The organism is Vibrio gelatinilyticus, from assembly GCF_022836845.1.
Lineage (GTDB): Bacteria > Pseudomonadota > Gammaproteobacteria > Enterobacterales > Vibrionaceae > Vibrio > Vibrio gelatinilyticus.
Genome location: NZ_JAJNNZ010000010.1, coordinates 33,302 through 52,685 on the forward strand (window position 1 = coordinate 33,302; position 19,384 = coordinate 52,685).

General features: G+C 45.6%; 19 protein-coding genes. 7 read left to right on the top strand and 12 right to left on the bottom strand.

Going from position 1 to position 19,384, the window contains the following annotated elements:
* From LNL84_RS12935 to gloB, 3 genes are all read right to left on the bottom strand, one after another.
* Entirely contained in the window at nt 1-690 is a 690-nt protein-coding gene (locus LNL84_RS12935; protein ID WP_244357983.1) for a YIP1 family protein, read from the bottom strand.
* Nucleotides 687-2,264 (bottom strand): LysM peptidoglycan-binding domain-containing protein, encoded by a 1,578-nt coding sequence (locus LNL84_RS12940; RefSeq protein ID WP_244357984.1) that lies wholly within the window; start codon nt 2,262-2,264, stop codon nt 687-689. Before LNL84_RS12940 ends, LNL84_RS12935 begins: the two co-directional genes overlap by 4 nt.
* Before the next feature lie 77 nt (nt 2,265-2,341).
* Nucleotides 2,342-3,100: a hydroxyacylglutathione hydrolase gene (gene gloB / locus LNL84_RS12945; protein ID WP_244357985.1), complete on the bottom strand. Its 759-nt coding sequence runs from the start codon at nt 3,098-3,100 to the stop codon at nt 2,342-2,344.
* Between the two features lie 38 nt (nt 3,101-3,138).
* Here gloB and LNL84_RS12950 point away from each other — a divergent pair, with 38 nt between their 5' ends.
* Nucleotides 3,139-3,891, top strand: a complete 753-nt coding sequence (locus tag LNL84_RS12950; protein WP_244357986.1) for a class I SAM-dependent methyltransferase — start codon at nt 3,139-3,141, stop codon at nt 3,889-3,891.
* Here LNL84_RS12950 and rnhA read toward each other — a convergent pair.
* Entirely contained in the window at nt 3,885-4,349 is a 465-nt protein-coding gene (gene rnhA, locus LNL84_RS12955; protein ID WP_244357987.1) for a ribonuclease HI, read from the bottom strand. The two genes, LNL84_RS12950 and rnhA, sit on opposite strands and share 7 nt — an antisense overlap.
* A gap of 53 nt (nt 4,350-4,402) precedes the next feature.
* Here rnhA and dnaQ point away from each other — a divergent pair, with 53 nt between their 5' ends.
* On the top strand, nt 4,403-5,140 hold the full coding sequence (gene dnaQ, locus LNL84_RS12960) for a DNA polymerase III subunit epsilon (protein ID WP_244357988.1): 738 nt from the start codon (nt 4,403-4,405) through the stop codon (nt 5,138-5,140).
* Nucleotides 5,141-5,148: 8 nt separating this feature from the next.
* Complete coding sequence (locus LNL84_RS12965) at nt 5,149-6,393, top strand: TIGR03503 family protein (RefSeq protein WP_244357989.1); 1,245 nt, start codon at nt 5,149-5,151, stop codon at nt 6,391-6,393.
* A 76-nt stretch (nt 6,394-6,469) separates the two neighbouring features.
* Here the strand turns inward: LNL84_RS12965 and fadE are convergent, their stop codons facing one another.
* Nucleotides 6,470-8,914 (bottom strand): acyl-CoA dehydrogenase FadE, encoded by a 2,445-nt coding sequence (gene fadE / locus LNL84_RS12970; RefSeq protein WP_244357990.1) that lies wholly within the window; start codon nt 8,912-8,914, stop codon nt 6,470-6,472.
* A gap of 313 nt (nt 8,915-9,227) precedes the next feature.
* Between fadE and lpcA the strand changes: the two genes are divergently transcribed.
* Together lpcA and LNL84_RS12980 are read left to right on the top strand one after the other, a co-directional pair.
* Nucleotides 9,228-9,803, top strand: a complete 576-nt coding sequence (gene lpcA / locus LNL84_RS12975; RefSeq protein WP_244357991.1) for a D-sedoheptulose 7-phosphate isomerase — start codon at nt 9,228-9,230, stop codon at nt 9,801-9,803.
* Nucleotides 9,804-9,876: 73 nt separating this feature from the next.
* The gene (locus tag LNL84_RS12980; RefSeq protein WP_244357992.1) at nt 9,877-10,719 is read left to right on the top strand and encodes a class II glutamine amidotransferase; all 843 of its coding nucleotides are present in this window, start codon (nt 9,877-9,879) and stop codon (nt 10,717-10,719) included.
* A 51-nt stretch (nt 10,720-10,770) separates the two neighbouring features.
* Here the strand turns inward: LNL84_RS12980 and purN are convergent, their stop codons facing one another.
* Both purN and purM read right to left on the bottom strand, forming a co-directional pair.
* A complete protein-coding gene (gene purN / locus LNL84_RS12985) occupies nt 10,771-11,409 on the bottom strand; it encodes a phosphoribosylglycinamide formyltransferase (RefSeq protein ID WP_244357993.1) in 639 nt (212 codons plus the stop codon).
* Between the two features lie 3 nt (nt 11,410-11,412).
* Nucleotides 11,413-12,453: a phosphoribosylformylglycinamidine cyclo-ligase gene (purM, locus tag LNL84_RS12990; protein WP_244357994.1), complete on the bottom strand. Its 1,041-nt coding sequence runs from the start codon at nt 12,451-12,453 to the stop codon at nt 11,413-11,415.
* Nucleotides 12,454-12,712: 259 nt separating this feature from the next.
* Between purM and upp the strand changes: the two genes are divergently transcribed.
* Nucleotides 12,713-13,339, top strand: coding sequence for a uracil phosphoribosyltransferase (gene upp, locus LNL84_RS12995; RefSeq protein ID WP_244357995.1), 627 nt, complete (start codon nt 12,713-12,715; stop codon nt 13,337-13,339).
* 144 nt (nt 13,340-13,483) lie between these two features.
* Here upp and LNL84_RS13000 read toward each other — a convergent pair whose 3' ends face one another.
* Nucleotides 13,484-14,725 (bottom strand): uracil-xanthine permease family protein, encoded by a 1,242-nt coding sequence (locus tag LNL84_RS13000; RefSeq protein WP_244357996.1) that lies wholly within the window; start codon nt 14,723-14,725, stop codon nt 13,484-13,486.
* Between the two features lie 274 nt (nt 14,726-14,999).
* Between LNL84_RS13000 and LNL84_RS13005 the strand changes: the two genes are divergently transcribed.
* A complete protein-coding gene (locus LNL84_RS13005) occupies nt 15,000-16,229 on the top strand; it encodes a DUF2066 domain-containing protein (RefSeq protein ID WP_244357997.1) in 1,230 nt (409 codons plus the stop codon).
* A 70-nt stretch (nt 16,230-16,299) separates the two neighbouring features.
* Here the strand turns inward: LNL84_RS13005 and LNL84_RS13010 are convergent, their stop codons facing one another.
* From LNL84_RS13010 to bepA, 4 genes are read right to left on the bottom strand one after another with little or no spacing between them, the layout of a single operon-like run.
* On the bottom strand, nt 16,300-16,728 hold the full coding sequence (locus LNL84_RS13010) for a DUF2069 domain-containing protein (protein WP_244357998.1): 429 nt from the start codon (nt 16,726-16,728) through the stop codon (nt 16,300-16,302).
* Nucleotides 16,729-16,731: 3 nt separating this feature from the next.
* Nucleotides 16,732-17,319 (bottom strand): NAD(P)H:quinone oxidoreductase, encoded by a 588-nt coding sequence (gene wrbA / locus LNL84_RS13015; RefSeq protein WP_244357999.1) that lies wholly within the window; start codon nt 17,317-17,319, stop codon nt 16,732-16,734.
* Nucleotides 17,316-17,666 carry an arsenate reductase (glutaredoxin) gene (gene arsC, locus LNL84_RS13020; RefSeq protein WP_244358000.1) on the bottom strand — a complete coding sequence of 117 codons (351 nt, stop codon included), beginning with the start codon at nt 17,664-17,666 and terminating at the stop codon, nt 17,316-17,318. Before arsC ends, wrbA begins: the two co-directional genes overlap by 4 nt.
* A 12-nt stretch (nt 17,667-17,678) precedes the next feature.
* Nucleotides 17,679-19,133 carry a beta-barrel assembly-enhancing protease gene (gene bepA / locus LNL84_RS13025; RefSeq protein WP_244358001.1) on the bottom strand — a complete coding sequence of 485 codons (1,455 nt, stop codon included), beginning with the start codon at nt 19,131-19,133 and terminating at the stop codon, nt 17,679-17,681.
* Nucleotides 19,134-19,384 lie beyond the last annotated feature (251 nt).

Consider the following 19,384-nt stretch of genomic DNA (forward strand, 5'->3'; position numbering starts at 1 on the left):
TCAAAAGCCGATGAGCACGCGAATAAACCAAACAAGATAGAAGATAAGCCAAGGAAGGCTTGAAATCTTAATGGCTTGACGGCGGCTGACGTTAGTCCATGTCGAGGTAACAGCAAAACCTAAGACAATGTACCAAGGCAGTAGCAATGGCACAGCGGACAACAAGCCTGACCATTTATTGGTTAGAGGCAGCTTAGCTAAACCATTAAGACTGTTTAGGTCGGCGGCATAGGTCAAGACATAACCTTGATTTAGTGACAAGCTGACGTAGCTGGCGATGTCCCCCAAAATGGCCGGAAATAAAATAGCGCAGCATGCTGCAACCCATTTCCAGTATCCGAGAATTGGCTGAATGGCTTTTGTGGCTAAATAGAACCAGAAAGCTAGGGCACAAATCGTCAGGCTTCGAGCCGTGACATCACTTAGGATCTCACTGGCCATTAGGGTATTAGCGTCAAGCAGCGCTAACTGTTCTGGGTTAATCGATTCAATTTGTGGTGTGAGCTCCGAGACTAGCCAGTCGAAGTTGACCATATCGAAATACGCACCCCAGAATAAAAAGGGCGCCAGCAATAGAAGCAGGTAACACCACCACCCCCACTTGCCATGTTGGTAAAGGGCGATGAATGCACCACTCGGCGATCGAAATAGATCGACGAATAAGGCTAGAGGAGAACGAGAACCCGTCATACGCTCACCTTAGTCACATCGACATACAGTTTCAGCTTCTGACCTGGTTTAAGATACTTCTGATCCTCAAGATTGTTCCACTTAACGATGTCGCTGCTACGAACACGGAATTTCTGAGCAATACCACTGATAGTGTCACCATTTCTTACGGAGTAGAACACGGTGCGAATAATGGCACCATCGCTGCTGTTCTTCCAAATTACGAGCTCTTGCCCTATACGTAATGTGTCTCTCGGGCCCATGCCATTCCAGCGAGCAAGCGACTTGTGAGATACCTTATTTGCCCTTGCGATAGTCCACAAACTATCGCCACTTTTGACCGTGTGAGTTTGCTTGTATTTTCCGCGGGAGGTTGACTGGATTTTGGCAAGGCGATTGGACGAAGATAACGCATAAGCAGCATCGTCTTGCGTTGACGTAGGTACCAGTAGATATTGACCAGCACGAATTGAGTTATTTCTAAGCCCGTTTGCGCTGCGGATAACTTTGCTCGTCGTTTGGTGATTCTGGGCGATAACGCTTAGAGAATCCCCAGGCTTTACCTGATAACGAACCAGCTTTACACCTTTGCCACGATTGGCCTCTACTTCTGACAGGAAAGCGTCGACTTTGCTGCTTGGAATTAATAGCTGGTACGGGCCTGTTGGTGATGTTGCCCATTGGTTATACGCTGGGTTGTAACTTTGTAGTTCTTTGACTGACATTCCAGCGTATTTAGCTGCAATGGCAAGATCGAGTTGTTCTTTTGGATCGACCAATTGTAAAACGGGTTGGTTGGGGATCGCTGGAATTTCAACGCCGTATTTCTCTTTGTTGGCTAAAACATCCGCCAATGCAAGGAGCTTAGGTACGTAACCGCTGGTTTCCTTTGGTAAATCCAACGAGAAAAAATCGGTAGGCTTACCCAGTTTCTTGTTTTTACGGATAGCGCTTGATACGCGACCACCACCACTGTTGTATGCGGCAATCGCATGATTCCAATCGCCATCAAAACGACGATTTAATTGTGTTAAGAAATCTAAGGCTGCGTCGGTAGAAGCGGCTACGTCTCGACGGCCGTCATACCAAAAGTTTTGTTCTAGACCAAAGGCTTTACCTGTCGCGGGAACAAATTGCCATAAGCCTGCAGCACTGCCGTGTGAATAGGCGAAGGCATCAAATGAACTTTCGACGACGGGCAGTAGGGCAAGCTCAAGTGGTAGGCCTCGCTCTTCTATTTTTTCTGTGATCAGGTAAAGAAAAGGTTCAGCTCGTTGAGACACGGTGCGCAGGTGGCTTGGATGTTTGATATACCACTTACGGTAATACTCCACCTTGCTGTGATCCGGTGTCGTCATATGCAGTTGCATCGCAATACGCTGCCATACATCTTCTTGTTCTTGAGGCGTGACGACTTTTGGCTCCTCTACTACAACCGGAACAGGCTGTGGTTCTTCGATCGTGACGGTTGTAGTTGGCTGTTGTGTTTCAGTCGGCGTGTTGGTTTGCTCAGAACTGGTACTTTCTGGCTCTGTCGATGTTAATTGACAGCCAGAGAGTAACAAGGCTAAAGCCCAACTGTATTTTTTATACATAGTAATTACTACAACTTTTTTTTAGAACGGCTGGGAATAATACTGCCCAATTTATGCTGGTATCAAGCAAGAATACGTCAAAATTCATTTTTCCACTCACGTAATGCGATAAATGTGGCTAAAGGCGAATCTGTTGTGGCTTTATTGGCGACAGAACCCATAACCTCGGGCTGGTGAGTACGTAAAAATGGATTGATGCGTTTCTCAACCCCAATAGATGAAGGGATGGTTGCGATGCCTTGTGCGCGCTTTAGATTTGCGTCTTCCCGGTACTCGTGTAAGAAATTATTGTTGGGTTCGATAGCCATAGCAAACGCCAAATTTCCCAATGTATATTCGTGTGTGCAGTAAACCTCTGTTTCCTCAGGGAGTAAGGTGAGCTTTTGTAACGAATTGTACATTTGCTCTTGGCTTCCCTCGAAAACGCGACCGCAGCCAGCAGAAAATAACACATCACCACAGAATAATTTGCCATCTCCAACATAACCAATATGATCCAATGTATGCCCAGGGAGATCCAAGACCAAAAACTCTTCACCAAATAACATGATGCGATGACCTTCGGATACAGGGTGGGTGATTTGAGGGATTTTTTCAGATGAGGGACCGATCACCATGGTGTCGGGAAAGTGTTCTATTAAAGTATTAATACCATCAGTATGGTCCCAGTGGTGATGCGTGATCAGTATCGATTGAAGCTGCAATTGATGTTGTTCAAGATAGGCCAGAACAGGCTGAGCATCTCCAGGATCGACCACTGCACATTGCTGCTGATTATTTTCGAGTAGCCAGATGTAATTATCGTCAAATGCAGGTATGCTTTTGATATGTAACATTGTTGTTTCTCCAGTTCCTATTGGGATATAGAGCGAATATGAAACCAGCTCGCAGCGCTAAAGTTCTAGCCCGTCCTCACTCATGGAGTGAGCTTTCAAATGGGCAGTGGGTCTCTGAGTCTATTCAAACTCGGTTTGATGAGTGGTGCCCCAAACTATTTGGCTACCACATGTTGAAACTCGGTGGCTTGAGTTGTGAACTGACCAGCAGTAATTGCAACATTCAACATCAAGTTCATCTCGATAAAGAGAACCCTCTTCATAATGTTATCGCTGACCAGTATGAATTGCCATTTTTAGAGAAGAGTTTTGATGCGGTTGTCTTATCTCATCAACTTGAATTTAGTGCAGATCCACACCGATTGCTGCGTGAGGTTGATCGAGTCATGATGGATGACGGTTATATCATCATCACAGGTTTCAACCCGTTGAGTTTTACCGGCCTTGCGAGTTTCATGCCTTGGCGAAAGAACAATTTTCCTTGGAGTGGTCGCATGTTTACCCCTCATCGAATCAAAGACTGGCTGGGTGTGCTTAACTATCAGGTGATTCATTGTGACCGCTATGCATTATTTCCAATGAAACGCTATCGCACTATGTGGACATGGTTGGAGAGCAGTATCGGGGATTGGGCCTCACCAATGGGCAGTTTGTATTTTATCGTGGCGAGAAAGCGTACCTTTCCTCTCAAGCTTGTGAAACCTCACTGGCGATTAAAGAGAAAGCTATCACCAGTGAGTGTGAATTATCGTATAAGCTGCATAAAAAAGCGGGTCAAAAGCGATTATTGAGCTTGATAGCCAGTATCTTCTTCCGTCGGCGCAGAAGCGGCCTCGCGCGCTAACTCATCACAGATTTCATTTTCTCTGTGGCCAGCATGACCTTTTACCCAGCGCCAGTCTATAGTATGGCGTTGGCTTTCTTCATCAAGTGCTTTCCATAAGTCGGCGTTTTTAACTGGCTTTTTATCTGCGGTTTTCCAATTTCTTTTTTTCCAGTTATGGATCCACTGAGTGATACCTTGTCGTACGTATTGGCTATCAGTGGTTAGCACGATCTGGCAAGGTTCTTTGAGCGAGCGCAAAGCCACAACCGCAGCCATCATTTCCATGCGGTTGTTCGTCGTCAGGTGATAGCCCTTCGCGAGCGTCTTTTCAACCTGCTTATATCTGAGTACGACGCCGTACCCCCCGGGACCGGGATTACCAAGGCAAGAACCATCTGTGAAAATTTCGACCTGTTTCGTCATGATTTGATACTATATGTCTTCAATTGTTATCTACATAGTCTGACATACATAATATGAACAATACTAGTCACAATTCTCAACAGCGCCGAATCGTCGTACTCGATACGGAAACAACGGGTATGAACCAAGAGGGGGGGCCGCATTATTTAGGGCACCGAATCATTGAAATCGGTGCAGTAGAAATTGTGAATAGAAAGCTGACGGGACGACACTTTCACGTCTACCTGAAACCTGACAGGAAGATCCAACCTGATGCGATCGCAGTTCACGGTATTACCGATGAGTTTTTGGTTGATAAACCAGAGTACCAAGCCGTTCATCAAGAGTTTATTGAATTTATCAAAGGTGCAGAGTTGGTGGCTCACAATGCTCCCTTTGATGTCGGCTTTATGGACTACGAGTTCCAAAAGTTTGACCCTAGTTTCGGCAGCACCGAAGATATCTGTCAGGTTACCGATACCCTGGCAATGGCAAAAAAGATATTCCCAGGTAAACGCAATAACCTAGATATTCTGTGTGAACGTTACGGTATCGATAACTCACACCGAACCCTTCACGGCGCATTGCTCGATGCCGAGATCCTGGCCGATGTTTACCTGTTGATGACAGGGGGGCAAACCTCTTTGCAATTTAATAGTGGTGCACAAGATGGCGCCGGGGAAGCAATTCAACGCTTGGCACCAACACGAAAAACATTAAAGGTTTTACATGCTACGGCCGATGAAATAGAGGCACACCAATCGCGTTTAGACATTGTTGAAAAAAGTGGCTCCTGTTTGTGGCGCCAATAGGAGAGTATATGCTTAGGATTTTGCTGGTTTTATGTCTGACGGTCTTGTCACTGACAAAGTCATACGCGACAGAATCCTATATGACATTGCTCGATAATCGCTTTCGCGTTGATGAATCGGTAGAGCGCATTAGCTTTATTGTTTACCGGGAAGACGACTCTCGCTCCGTGACCTTAGTGCGCCCCGATGGTCGAAAGTACTACGCGTCAAAACACCCGTCGAATGTACATTGGATCGAAGAGCCGGGCGTAGACATCATTTCTATCGAATCACCAATGGCTGGCCCGTGGCAAGCGATTGGTAAGATCACTCCAAAGAATAACATTCAGCTGGTGTCTAAATTGAGCCTTGAAGCCGATGAGTTGCCAGCCCGCGTCTATTCTACCGAAAGAATTAAATTCACGGCTCGGCTACTGTCTGAAGGGCAGCCAATTATCGTCGAAAATATTCTTGATAAGGTTAACTTGCGTGTGGTGGTGACTCGCTATGTTAACCCAACAGATGCTGCGACCGGTGTAACAGCGCCTCTTCCACGGGTTATTGGTGAGTTTTTCGACGATGGCCAAAAGTTAGATGAGAAAGCAGGAGACGGCGTTTTTACGGTAGAACTGCCGATGGATATTGAGCCTGGTAAGTACAACATCATGATAAGTACTGGTAACGGAGTTTTTCTGCGGGCCGTTGAGCAAACGGTATTGATTTACCCAACGCCATTTACTGTTCGTCTTCAGCCTTCCGTTGATGGTTCACTACCACATCATGTTACCGTTGTGGGTGAAAGTGCGACGCTTGATCTCGACTCATTGGCGGCTCACGTCACACTAGCGTATCCTGATGACACCAAAATCGTTGGTCAACAGCACGTTGCTAAAGGTCGAATGGGCATAGATGTAGCGCTTGACGCTCGAACTCACTTTGGTAAACACCACTGGAGTGGGTTTGTCTATGCCAATGAAGCCTCAACGGGCAGGCCGCTGGTCTTTGGACTACCGGAGAAGCACTTTAATGTGGTAGCTAACATTGATGTGAGCAAGGCGCAGGAAATGCAAACAGCCGCTCGCGAAGCAAGGAAGAAAGAACAACAAGAAGCTCAAATCCGAGCGCATCGAGAAAAAATAAGAACAAAAAGTATGCTCGTCATTGTGTTAGGAAACTCTTTGCTATTGCTTCTTATCTTTATTGGCTGGTGGTTTACCAAGAAACGTCGCTTGCAGCAAGAATCTCAGCCCGAAATGCAGTTGAAGATGCGATAGATTGAATCATTCAAATAATGATGACAAAAAAAGAGAAGGATATACCTTCTCTTTTTTATTGCTCGAGCAAGTTAACTTAGGCTACGTCTTCCATTTGTGGAAACACGGGCTTTGCGGCAAGCTCCTCCGGTGAGAAATCATCGACATTGATTGTATAAAGACGATGAGCTTCAGCTTGGGTTAGCAACTCAGCTTCTTCTTTGGTGATTATATTCTTTTCTAGGCCAAGTTTCGCAACTTGATCTAGTTGTGTAAATGGACGTTTTTTATTGGTCTGTTTACTGATACGCTCAAAAATTGGTTCAGCCGTCAGGATAACATGCAGGGCTTGTTCGATAAGACCTGCTGGATTGTTCCCTGTTGGCTCTAGGTATTGGCCGCGTCCAATACGAGAGCGGGTTGCGGACGGTGTTTGCAAGATACGAGCAAGCTTACTGTCTAGTTTGTCAGACGGCGCTTTTCGCACTGTGCCAAGAGGTAATACGATGAATCTTAGTACCTTACCGATAAAGCGATTTGGGAAATTGTCCAAGAAATCGGAGATGGCCGTTTCGGTCTGTTTAAGGCTATCTTGAAGCCCCCAATCCAATAGCGGTTGATCTTCTTTTACTTTTCCTTCCTCTTCAAATCGCTTAAGCGTTGCTGAGCTAAGGTAGAGCTGGCTGAGGATATCACCCAAACGCGCCGATAACCTTTCTTTACGCTTAAGTGAACCACCAACCACAGCCATCGAAATGTCAGACAGCAATGCTAAGTTTGCACTATAACGGTTTAATTGCTGATAGTAGCGAGTCGTCGCATCTCTATTCGGGGAAGCTGAGAACCGTCCATCAGTGAGACCAAGCCAGAAACTACGAATAAAGTTACTGATAGAGAACGCAACGTGCCCCGCGAGCGCTTGGTCAAATTTCTCGACAGCGTCACTTTGTGAAGAGTGTGCTGCTTCCATTTCAGCTAAAACATAAGGGTGGCAACGAATAGCCCCTTGACCGTAGATGATCAAAGAACGCGTTAAGATATTGGCACCTTCTACTGTAACGGCAATCGGTGCACCCTGGTAACCACGAGCTAGGAAGTTCGATGGGCCCAAACAGATACCTTTGCCACCCACTATGTCCATGGCATCAATCACACTGTGCTGACCTCGGTGCGTACAGTGATATTTTACAATGGCCGAAATAACCGAAGGTTTTTGTCCTAGATCGATTCCTGCCACGGTTAAGCTACTTGCCGCATCCATGACATAGGCATTGCCAGCAATACGTGCTAATGGCTCTTCGATGCCTTCCATGTGTCCGATAGGCTGTTTGAATTGACGGCGAATACGCGCGTAGGCGCCTGTTGCTAATGCTGCTGTTTTTAGGCCTCCAGTGGTGTTTGAAGGCAAGGTGATGCCTCGGCCAACAGATAGACATTCAACCAGCATACGCCAGCCTTGTCCGGCCATATCGGCGCCACCAATGATGAAATCCAGAGGAACGAACAGATCTTGTGCTTTAGTCGGCCCATTTTGGAATGGTACGTTTAGTGGGAAATGACGATTGCCAATCTCAACACCCTTTAAATTAGTAGGGATAAGAGCGCAGGTAATGCCTAGATCTTCAGTATCACCTAGTAGTCCATTTGGATCGCGCAGTTTGAAAGCAAGCCCAAGTACTGTCGCAACCGGAGCTAGAGTAATGTAGCGTTTGTTCCAGGTCAGCTTCATACCTAGAACTTCTTTTCCTTTCCACTTTCCTTTGCAGACGATGCCAAAATCAGGGATCGACCCAGCGTCCGATCCTGCTTCAGGGCTGGTTAGGGCAAAGCATGGAATTTCCTGCCCGTTAGCAAGGCGTGGAAGGTAATGATTTTTTTGATCTTCTGTGCCGTAGTGCTGTAATAACTCACCAGGTCCCAGTGAATTAGGAACGCCAACTGTAGAAGAGAGTACGCCAGAAACACCAGTCAGGCGTTGTAACACGAGAGATTGTGCATATGCTGAAAACTCTAGCCCTCCGTATTTCTTCTTGATGATCATCGCAAAGAACTGGTTGTCTTTAAGGTATTGCCAAACCTCTGGAGACAAATCGGCCATCTCATGAGTCACCTGGTAGTCGTTGACCATCGCGCAAACGGTATTGACAGGGCCGTCAAGGAAGTCCTGCTCTTCTTTTGATAATTTAGGCGCAGCAATGGACTGCAGTTGTTTCCAGTCTGGCTTGCCTTTAAACAGTTCAGACTCCCACCAGACAGTTCCTGCTTCTAGAGCTTCTTTTTCTGTTTGAGACATCGCAGGGAGTATTTTTCTAAATACCTTTAGGGCTTTGGCACTCACCAGTGATTGCCTGACGCTTGGGACGCACAAAGGCGTTGCAATGACAACATAGGCAATCCATGTACCTAAACCAAATCCGCCAAATGCTGACGCAACAATCATCGCAAGGGTAATAACAGCAAGTGAGTAAGCTAGGGCAAGTCGGTGATAGAAGCAGGCGCTTATCACAACCACTAGTCCTAGTGTAGAGAGCAAGATATCCATGATCGATCCTTTATCTGGGTATGTTTCATTATTATTAGTAACAAGTAAATCAAGTTAAGGTAAGAGGTCTAACCAGTTAATTGTAACCTGAATATTACATAAATGTAAAATATGTTTGTTTTATATTCAGAATTAAGAGCGAAACTTGCTCTGCTAAACTCGATAGCCATATCAAGGCTGAGAATAAGATGTTGAGTCAGTTTGTATGATATGAAAGTGTGCTTGTAGCTCTCGACACCCTATGGCTATTATGGGTAAACTCATTATTACCTCCAAGAACCGCAAATGCGGACCAATAATTAGAGAAAACAACATGTACCAAGATCTGATAAAGAATGAACTCCAGGAAGCGGCGGATGTACTTAATGCCTTCTTAAGCGATGAGCACAACATTGCGCAAATCGAAGCGGCGGCAAAGTTGATTGCAGACTCTTTTAAACAAGACGGAAAAGTTCTTTCTTGTGGTAATGGTGGTTCACATTGTGATGCGATGCACTTTGCAGAAGAGTTGACTGGGCGTTATCGTGAAAATCGTCCTGGTTACCCAGGAATCGCGATTTCAGATCCAAGCCACCTGTCTTGCGTGAGTAATGACTTTGGCTATGATTTCGTATTTTCTCGCTATGTCGAAGCGGTAGGCAGCAAAGGTGATGTGCTCTTTGGTCTATCAACGTCAGGGAATTCAGGTAATATCTTGAAAGCGATTGAAGCGGCTAAAGCTAAGGGTATGAAAACCATCGCGCTAACAGGTAAAGATGGCGGTAAGATGGCTGGTTGCGCGGATATTGAAATTCGAGTTCCTCATTTCGGCTATGCTGATCGAATTCAAGAAATTCATATCAAAATAATCCATATCATTATCCAGCTTATCGAAAAAGAGATGGCTTAGTTTAATCGCTCGGGTGGACGAGGTTCACCCGTTTTGGGTTACTTTTCTCAACAGCATAAAAACAGGGAATAGAATGTGTGAATTGCTTGGCATGAGCGCCAATGTGCCAACGGATATTTGTTTTAGTTTTTCTGGCTTGATTCAGCGCGGAGGAAACACGGGTCCACATCGCGACGGCTGGGGGATCACCTTTTATGAGGGCAAGGGTTTTCGGACCTTTAAAGACCCAAAGCCAAGTAGTCAGTCGAAAATAGCTGAATTAGTACAGAACTATCCCATCAAAAGTTGTGCTGTTGTCAGCCACATCCGACAAGCAAATCGTGGTCAGGTTAACCTAGAAAATACGCATCCATTCACCCGAGAATTGTGGGGGCGGTATTGGACCTTTGCTCACAACGGCCAATTGAGTGACTATCAAGAGTTGGAAACCGGGCGCTTTCGTCCTGTCGGAGAGACAGACAGTGAGTTGTCTTTTTGCTGGTTATTACATCAACTCGAAAGTAAATTTCCTGAGCCGCCGCAAGATATGGTCGCAATGTTTCGTTACGTTGCTCAGTGTTGTGAGTCACTCAAGAAGCTCGGTGTCTACAACATGATGCTCAGTGATGGTGAGTATGTAATGACATTTTGTACCAACCATTTGTATTGGATCACTCGTCGTGCACCTTTTGGTAAAGCCAGTTTGCTAGACGAAGACATTACCATTAACTTCCAGGAAGAAACCACGCCAAATGATGTCGTTTCAGTGATTGCGACTCAACCACTGACGGGCAATGAAACATGGCATAGAATGAAACCTGGTGAGTATAATTTATTTCACTTTGGTGAGATGATAGAAAGTAATGTAGATGCACTTGTGGATGTAAAGTTTGCCGAAGTAAAGCCTAAAAGCCAAGCACCAACAGAATCCCTATGAGCACCGATTTAAACCAAAAAAAAGCGAGTGATATAATCACTCGCTTTTTTATTAACTTTCGGCGTATCCCTGCGGGCCGAGCTCCTTGCCATCAAGAAGGGCTTTGTTGCCCTCCATTTTTAGCCGCTCCTCAACAAACCATTTTACCACTAGAGGGTAAATTTGGTGTTCTTGGCTTTGAACTCTAAGCTCAAGGGTTTCTACTGTGTCTTCATCAAAAACAGGAACTTTAGCCTGTAAGATGACAGGACCTCCGTCGAGTTTTTCTGTAACAAAGTGAACACTTGTACCATGATGTTCATCGCAATTGTCGATGGCGCGTTGGTGAGTACTAAGGCCAGGGTATTTCGGCAATAATGACGGGTGGATGTTAATCATTCGTCCCATATAGTGACGAACAAACTCGCCACTTAAAATACGCATATAGCCTGCTAGAACAACAAGATCCGGAGAGTGAACGTCGATGCGGCGCATTAATTCTTCGTCAAACGCTTCACGACTTTCACTCAGCTTAGGGTCGAGAAATGCGGATTCAGCTCCCGCTCTTGTCCCTCTTTCTAGAGCAAAAACCGCTGCTTTGTTAGAGAAAACCGCACGAACTTTAGCATTGCTGATCGTCGATTCACAAGCGTCGATGATCGCCTGTAGGTTCGTTCCATTTCCTGATACTAAAACAACGATATTCTTCATGAATTATTTTATCTCTACTTGCTCTTCGTTTGTTTGCGCTGTTGCGATTTCGCCAATAACCCAAGCGTTTTCACCTTCTGAATTAAGAAGGTTCACAGCTGCTTCCGCTTGATCTTTTGGAAGTGCCACTACTAAGCCAACACCGCAATTGAATGTGCGATACATCTCAAATGTATCGACATTGCCTTTTTCTTGAAGCCAGTTGAAAATTGCAGGCCACTCCCAGCTGTTGCCATCAATTACCGCTTTCGTACCTTCTGGAAGTACGCGAGGAATGTTCTCCCAGAAACCACCACCAGTAATGTGCGAAATTGCGTGGATATCATGTTCGGCAATCATTTTTAGAGCCGATTTGATGTAGATCTTTGTTGGTTCTAATAGGTGCTCACCGATGGTGCGTTCACCTAGCATTTCATTCTTATCTGCGCCTGATACTTCAAGGATTTTACGAACAAGAGAGTAGCCATTTGAATGTGGGCCACTTGAACCGACCGCGATAAGAGCATCACCAGCTGCAACTTTGGTCCCATCGATGACGTCTGCTTTTTCGACAACACCCACACAGAAACCTGCAACGTCGTAATCTTCGCCTTCGTACATACCCGGCATTTCAGCGGTTTCACCACCGATCAGTGCACAACCAGCCTGAACACAACCTTCAGCGATGCCTGAAACTACGTCTGAAGCCGTATCCACATCCAGTTTTCCTGTTGCATAGTAGTCTAGGAAAAACAGTGGTTCAGCGCCCTGAACAATCAGATCATTAACACACATAGCCACCAAGTCGACACCGATCGTATCGTGCTTATTCATATCTAGCGCTAAGCGGAGTTTAGTACCAACACCGTCTGTGCCTGATACTAGAACAGGTTCCTTGTATTTCGTTGGCAGTTCGCACAACGCACCGAAACCACCAATACCACCCATTACTTCAGGGCGACGGGTGCGCTTAACTGCGCCTTTAATTCGGTCAACTAACGCATTGCCGGCATCAATATCTACGCCTGCGTCTTTATAGCTTAAGGAAGTGTTATTTCCGCTCACGGGACAGTCCTCGATCATAAATGGATTTGAAAGCGGCGCTATTCTAACAGGGGTTTAATCAAAAAGGAAAACGTTTGCGTAAGAAATTGAAAACTTCTTTTTCTGCAGGAAAGTGGACCAAATTCAACAGGAAAAATAGATTCAGTGCGAGACTGCGAATTCTCACTATGCTTGTAAGAAAATTCCTTGGATTCTTCCCTGAAAGTTTTTGCAGGTCATGTATAATTGTTAGGTTTGATAAAAATTGCCGGAGTTGGAAATGAAAGTTGTTGAAGTTAAGCACCCCCTAGTAAAACACAAATTGGGGTTGATGCGTGAAGGTGACATTAGTACTAAGCGTTTTCGTGAGCTTGCAACAGAGGTGGGAAGCCTTCTAACCTATGAAGCGACCGCAGACTTTGAAACTGAGAAAGTAACAATTGAAGGCTGGAATGGGGCCGTTGAAATCGACCAGATCAAGGGTAAGAAAGTCACCGTTGTGCCGATTCTTCGCGCGGGTCTTGGTATGATGGATGGTGTTCTTGAGCACATGCCAAGTGCAAGAATCAGTGTTGTTGGTATTTATCGTGACGAAGAAACGCTCGAGCCAGTTCCTTATTTCAATAAACTAACTTCAAATCTTGATGAGCGTATCGCGCTGATTGTTGACCCTATGCTAGCAACTGGTGGCTCTATGATTGCCACGATAGACCTGCTGAAAGAGCAAGGTTGTAAGCAATTTAAGGTGCTTGTGTTGGTGTCAGCTCCAGAAGGGATCGAAGCGCTAGAAAAAGCTCACCCAGACGTTGAACTGTATACAGCAGCAATCGATGAGTGCTTAAATGACAAAGGTTATATTGTTCCGGGTCTTGGTGACGCGGGTGATAAGATCTTTGGTACTGTGTAAGTACACGAAAAGTAAATGCATAAAAAGACGCCCACAATTGTGGGCGTTTTTTTTATCCTGTTTATCAACACTAAAGTGTGTCGCGGACATGCAGCAGGCTTAAACTTGTGAGCTTAAGCCTGCGATTTAATCAATCTAAGCGTACTAGTCTTCTATCTGAGCATTATCAACAACCTTGCTCTCGCCAAGGTTAGCAGGTAAGACTAGGTTTAGGATGATAGCGACAATACCACATAGGCTTACACCCTGCAGACTAAAGTCACCAATACCAAACGCCATACCGCCGATGCCAAACACCAATGTAATTGCCACAATCACTAGGTTACGGGAGTTGTGAAGATCAACGTGGTTTTTGATCAGTGTGTTTAAGCCTACTGTAGCAATTGAGCCAAATAATAAGATCATGATCCCGCCCATCACTGGAACCGGGATTGTCTGTAAAATTGCGCCTAGCTTACCGACAAGAGCTAATACGATAGCGGTAACGGCAGCCCAGGTCATGATCACGGGGTTAAATGCTTTTGTTAGCATAACCGCGCCAGTCACTTCGCTGTAGGTAGTGTTGGGTGGAGCTCCCAACATAGACGCTGCGATTGTTGCAACACCATCACCTGCGATAGTGCGATGTAAGCCTGGTTTTTTAAGGTAATCTTTACCTGTGACATTCGATATTGCCAACATATCGCCGACGTGCTCTACCGCTGGTGCAATAGCTACAGGTAGCATGAATAGGATGGCGTTGATATTGAACTCTGGCGCGGTAAAGTTCGGCATCGATAACCAGGATGCTTGTACTACAGGGTTAAAATCTACAACGCCAAAGAACAACGCTGTCACATAACCAGCCAAAATACCGCTACAAATGGGCAGCAGTCTCAAGAAACCGCGCCCAAAGACGCTGACAGTGATGGTGACCAGCAAAGAGATGCTTGAAATCCACAAAGCGGCATTTGCGTCGACAAGTTGTAGCGCACCGTCACCTGTTTTACCAAGAGCCATGTTGACAGCAACAGGGGCAAGTCCAAGACCAATAACCATAATAACTGGGCCTACGACTACAGGAGGCAACAATTTGTGAATGATTGCCACGCCACGAACCTTGATTAGCACGCCAAGTAATACGTAGACAATACCTGCTGCCATCAAACCGCCCATCGTTGCGCCGATTCCCCACGTTTGAATACCAAACATAATAGGGGCGATAAAAGCAAAAGAGGAGGCAAGGAAAATAGGGACGCTTCTACGTGTAATAAGTTGGAACAACAAAGTACCAACACCGGCACCAAACAGTGCGACGTTGGGATCAAGCCCTGTAAGCAGGGGTACAAGCACCAGAGAGCCAAAAGCGACGAAGAGCATTTGGGCACCTTGAATGATAGTTTTCATGGTTAATTCTCAATGTTTAAAGGATAGACATGCCCATTTTTCGCTAAAAATAGGCAAATTGGCGAAAGTGTAACATTTTGTAATCGATTGCCTATATGTTTAGATCAACAACCCTTAACTTTGTACAGATATTTAGAATAGAACGACGGAGCATCTATTTGTCTCTAAGACGAGACTTGACAAGCGAAATTGACTTAACGCTGATGGAGTGAACTTGCTCCCTCATTCATAGTTGCTTATCATCTGCGGTAAAGCTTAATTATTTAGGAAACTTATGCGCTATTTTGCCTGTTTAGTATTGGCTATGCTGTCTATCCCTGCATATGCTCTAACAAATATTGATATCTATTCATCTGAAATCGTTATCAATGGCGAAGATAACAACGCTGAACAACTTGCAAGACGACAAGGTATGGTTGAAGTGTTGGTGCGAGCCAGTGGGGATCAAGAGGTCGCCAACAACGACGTCGTGAAAAAAGCGCTGAGTCAGACATCGCAATATATTTCTCAACTGGGGTATACCGATGTCGAAGGGCAAAAAGCACTGAAGATGGTGTTTAATAGCCAGCAAGTAAATGGTCTGCTAACGCAAGCTAACTTGCCTTATTGGCCAGCAGAACGAGCCAACATCATGATGTGGGTGGTCGAAGAGACAGCCTACGATCGTAACATCGTTTGGGAACACTCAAACTCACCGCTAGCCAAGCAGCTTAAAAAGTTTGCTCAGGTAAGAGGACTGCCTTTAACTTTTCCTATCGGAGACTTTGAAGACATGACAGGGGTTCAGGTTACCGACATTTGGGGGGGATTCATCGACCCGATTAGTCAGGCCAGTTTACGTTATCCTGTGGACGGTGTGTTGGTCGTGCGAGCACAAGGTAATAACCTGCGCTGGACGCTTTATGATCAAAGCCCAAACACGATTTCACGCTCTCAAGTTGATCCTCTTACTGGACAGCAAACAGGGCGAAATGCCGCGCAAGGCTTGATTGATGAAGTAAGTAATTACTATGCATCTCGCACTGCTGTTACAGTGAGCGATGGTCAAGAAGGTTTTGTTTCAGTTGTCTTTAGCAATGTTAATAGTGCCGATGCTTTCTTTACATTAGAGCGAGCTTTGGTTCGTCTATCATCCGTTGCCCGAGTTGATGTCCACGAAATTCAGGGGCTAAATGTGGTGGCGCGAGTACACTTGTTATCAGGTCTAGAAGAGTTTGAACAGGAAGTATTGCGACTCGGCCTATTAAAAAAGGTTGATGTACCAGAGTTGAACAGATCAGAGGCTCGCGTTGAAACTGAAACTACAGCAAGTAATGAGCTCGACATTCAGCCGATATTAACGACAGACAATGAAGCACTGCCTGACACCCAACCAGAAGTCACTGAGGAAGATACGTTTCTTTCTGAAACGAGTTCTGCTGCTGAAGGTGAAGCCATGCTACAAGATGAGCAAAACTCACAGCCAAACGCTCAACCTAAGCTTGCTTTTGAGTGGCTTTATTAACTTTGTTGCGGTGTAAATAACTTGAAATGACAAAGGGGCCTCGGCCCCTTTTTTGTTGCAGATCTAACGTTTACTTTTTTGTGCCAAACCGTTTCTTTTCTTCTTTTTCAACAGAAGAAAGGCGAGGGAGTTTCAACCCGAGCTCTTTGCCTTTCATTCGTGCATACAAGGTGTTTCCGATAAAAGTCGTGGTGGTCAGGAGCAGCTCTATTAATGCTAACCAGCGTTCGCCTTCGTCCGTATAAAGTAAAGTGAACGCATGTAAAAAATACAGCATCAATACAAAGTTGGCCCACGCATGTGTGTATGGTTTACCAGCCAAAATACCAGGTAAAGGCAGCAGTAGCGGGATCATCCAAGCTATCGTGAGTGTCGTGGGGTTGACGTGTGGATGCGGGGACAAATAGCCATGCCACAATGCGACCCACGCAAGCAAAGCCAAATTACTGATCAAGGCAAAATATCGTAAAACTTCGGTCCTTGAGCTAACTGGTTCCATTTATCATTCCTTTGTTGCGTTGTTCAGTTTTCTAGCCGTCTCGGCGAGTCTTTTTCCTAAACTATAAGCGAGTTCGGTTTCATGAGCAGAGAGGCGGCCTGTAGAGCTTGCGACAGAAGACGCACCGTAAGGTGTTCCGCCAGACTGAGTGGTGTGTAGGCTTGGTTGAGAGTACGGGATACCAAGAATCATCATGCCATGATGCAACAGTGGCAACATCATGGTTTGCAAAGTGGTTTCCTGGCCCCCATGAAGTGTTGACGATGAGGTAAACACACACGCAGGCTTGTCGATTAGCTCCCCGGATATCCAAAGATCACTGGTTTGGTCCCAAAAGTGCTTTAGAGGGGCCGCCATGTTACCAAACCAGACTGGACTTCCCATAGCCAGACCATGGCTCTTTTTTAGCTCTTCTTTTGTCGCCACAGGGTCGCTTTCTGGCAGGCCGTCACGCCGATCAAGTTCGTCGACGGTTCGAATGATGGCTTCGCAGCCATCAATGGACTCAATGCCACGTGCAATCTGCCTTGCCAGAGACTTAGTACTGCCGTGGCGACTGTAATAGAGCACTAATAGCTGCGTATTTCTCATAGCAAGCCAAGAACTTGCTCCGGTGGGCGTCCATGTTTTGCTTTGCCGTTATTGATAACGATTGGGCGTTCAATCAGTTTTGGATTTTCGGACATTGCTTTAAATAGATCATCGTCACTCACGGTGGCTTCGCCAAGACGGAGCTCTTTATAAATCGCTTCTTTGGTACGCATCATTGCTCTGACGCTATCTAATTCTAGTTGCTGGAAAAGCTGCTTTAGCGTCTCAACGGATGGTGGTGTATCGAGATATTTGACGATCTGTGGCTCGACACCATTTTCTTCTAGTAACGCCAGAGTTTGACGACTCTTTGAACAACGAGGGTTATGGTAGATAACGACTGACATATAGGGTCCTTTTTATTGTAGAGCTAGGAAGCGATCACGTTGAATAAGCAGCTGATCGATGCGTGCATCGTAGCGTGCTTGCTGCAAACTGCCTAATGCAGCGAGTTGGCTCGCTTGAGAGTAGAGTTGAATGGATTTATCCCATTGTGCGTTTAATGCCATGATCTCACCTCGAGCAGCAAGATCTTCTTTACTGTCGCCAATTTTAATATTGGCTTCAGATAGCAGGTGCCAACCATTGGTGTCATTAGGCTTATCGTGAGTGTACTTTTGCAATATTTTTATCGCTGACTCGTATTTTTGCCCTTCGAGTAAGGCATTGGCGTAATTAATGGTAATAACCGCGTTATTCGGTTTGGTTTTGAGCGCTTTTTTGAGCATCTCTTCGGCTTTTTGTGGCCGCTTTTGAGCAATGTATAAATCGGACATTGCATCAAGATAAAAATTATTATTTGGTCTTTGTGACAGCAGCTTTGTCAGAATTTTCTCGGCCTCTTCAAGCTGATTGTTATCGAGAAAAACCAACGCCTTACCATATTCAAAGGATGGAGCTATATCCGCTTTAGCCTTTTTAGCGGTTCTTTCAAACCAATCTAGGGCAGCGTTAGATTTTATCCCAGCGTATCGAGCGACAATACGAGCTCGCGCAAGATGGTAATCAATGGAAGGCAGGACTCGAAGAGGGGGATAGTTTTGAGCTCGCTGACGTGTATCGGTAATACGGTCTTCTGGAAGAGGGTGAGTGAGTAACATTGGCGGTGGCTTGCTGGCGTAGCGGTATTCATCAGCAAGACGCCCGAAAAAGCGTGGCATATCATTCACATCAAACTGAGCACGAGCGAGTGTCGCAATGCCGAATCGGTCGGCCTCTTTTTCATTGCTGCGGGTGTAGTTGATACTCGCTTGCATCGAACCTGCCGTTGTTGCTGTTAAAGCAGCCATACCAGCTTGTGGTGCTGCGATAGCCAGCAATAGTGAGCCAGCGAGGGCGGCAATGGTTGCTGGTGAACGGCGAGCTTCATCTTCCATGCGTCGCGCTAAGTGACGTTGAGTTACGTGCGCGATCTCATGCGCCATCACCGAGGCTAACTCACTTTCAGTATGGGCATGAAGAAACAATCCAGTGTGCAGCGCAACGTGCCCACCAAAGAACGCGAAAGCGTTAATATTTCGATCGCGGATCATAAAGAAAGTAAATGGCGTTTTTACATCATCCGCACTGGAGACTAACCGATGTCCAATAGCATCGATATACTCACTTAACACAGGATCATTGACAACAGGTTGCCCAGCCCGAAGCATGCGCATATAAGCATCACCATAGACAAGTTCTTGATCGATACTGAGTGTCGACCCTGCCGCCGTACCAATCTCGGGTAAGTTTAGCGTATTGGCCATTGTGACACTCGGGGAGCTCACCGCCGCTGCGACACATAGGCAAATTAGAGAGCGCGTGCGTTTTAACATACTACCTTTTTGATCACTCCGATGTTTCAATTTAAGACCACAATTAGCCGCTTTGGTTTCAATGAGCTTGTTATGCTGATGTAAACGATACTTATTCTGTCACAAGGCAGGGACCTTTGACTACATCTATATCGTGATGATTTATGGATGCTTTGTTTAATTCAACCGTCATCATTAGAAACAATGCGAATGACAATGTCTAACATATACCGTTTGGGATTAAAACGAAAACCATCTACAATAGGCCCAGT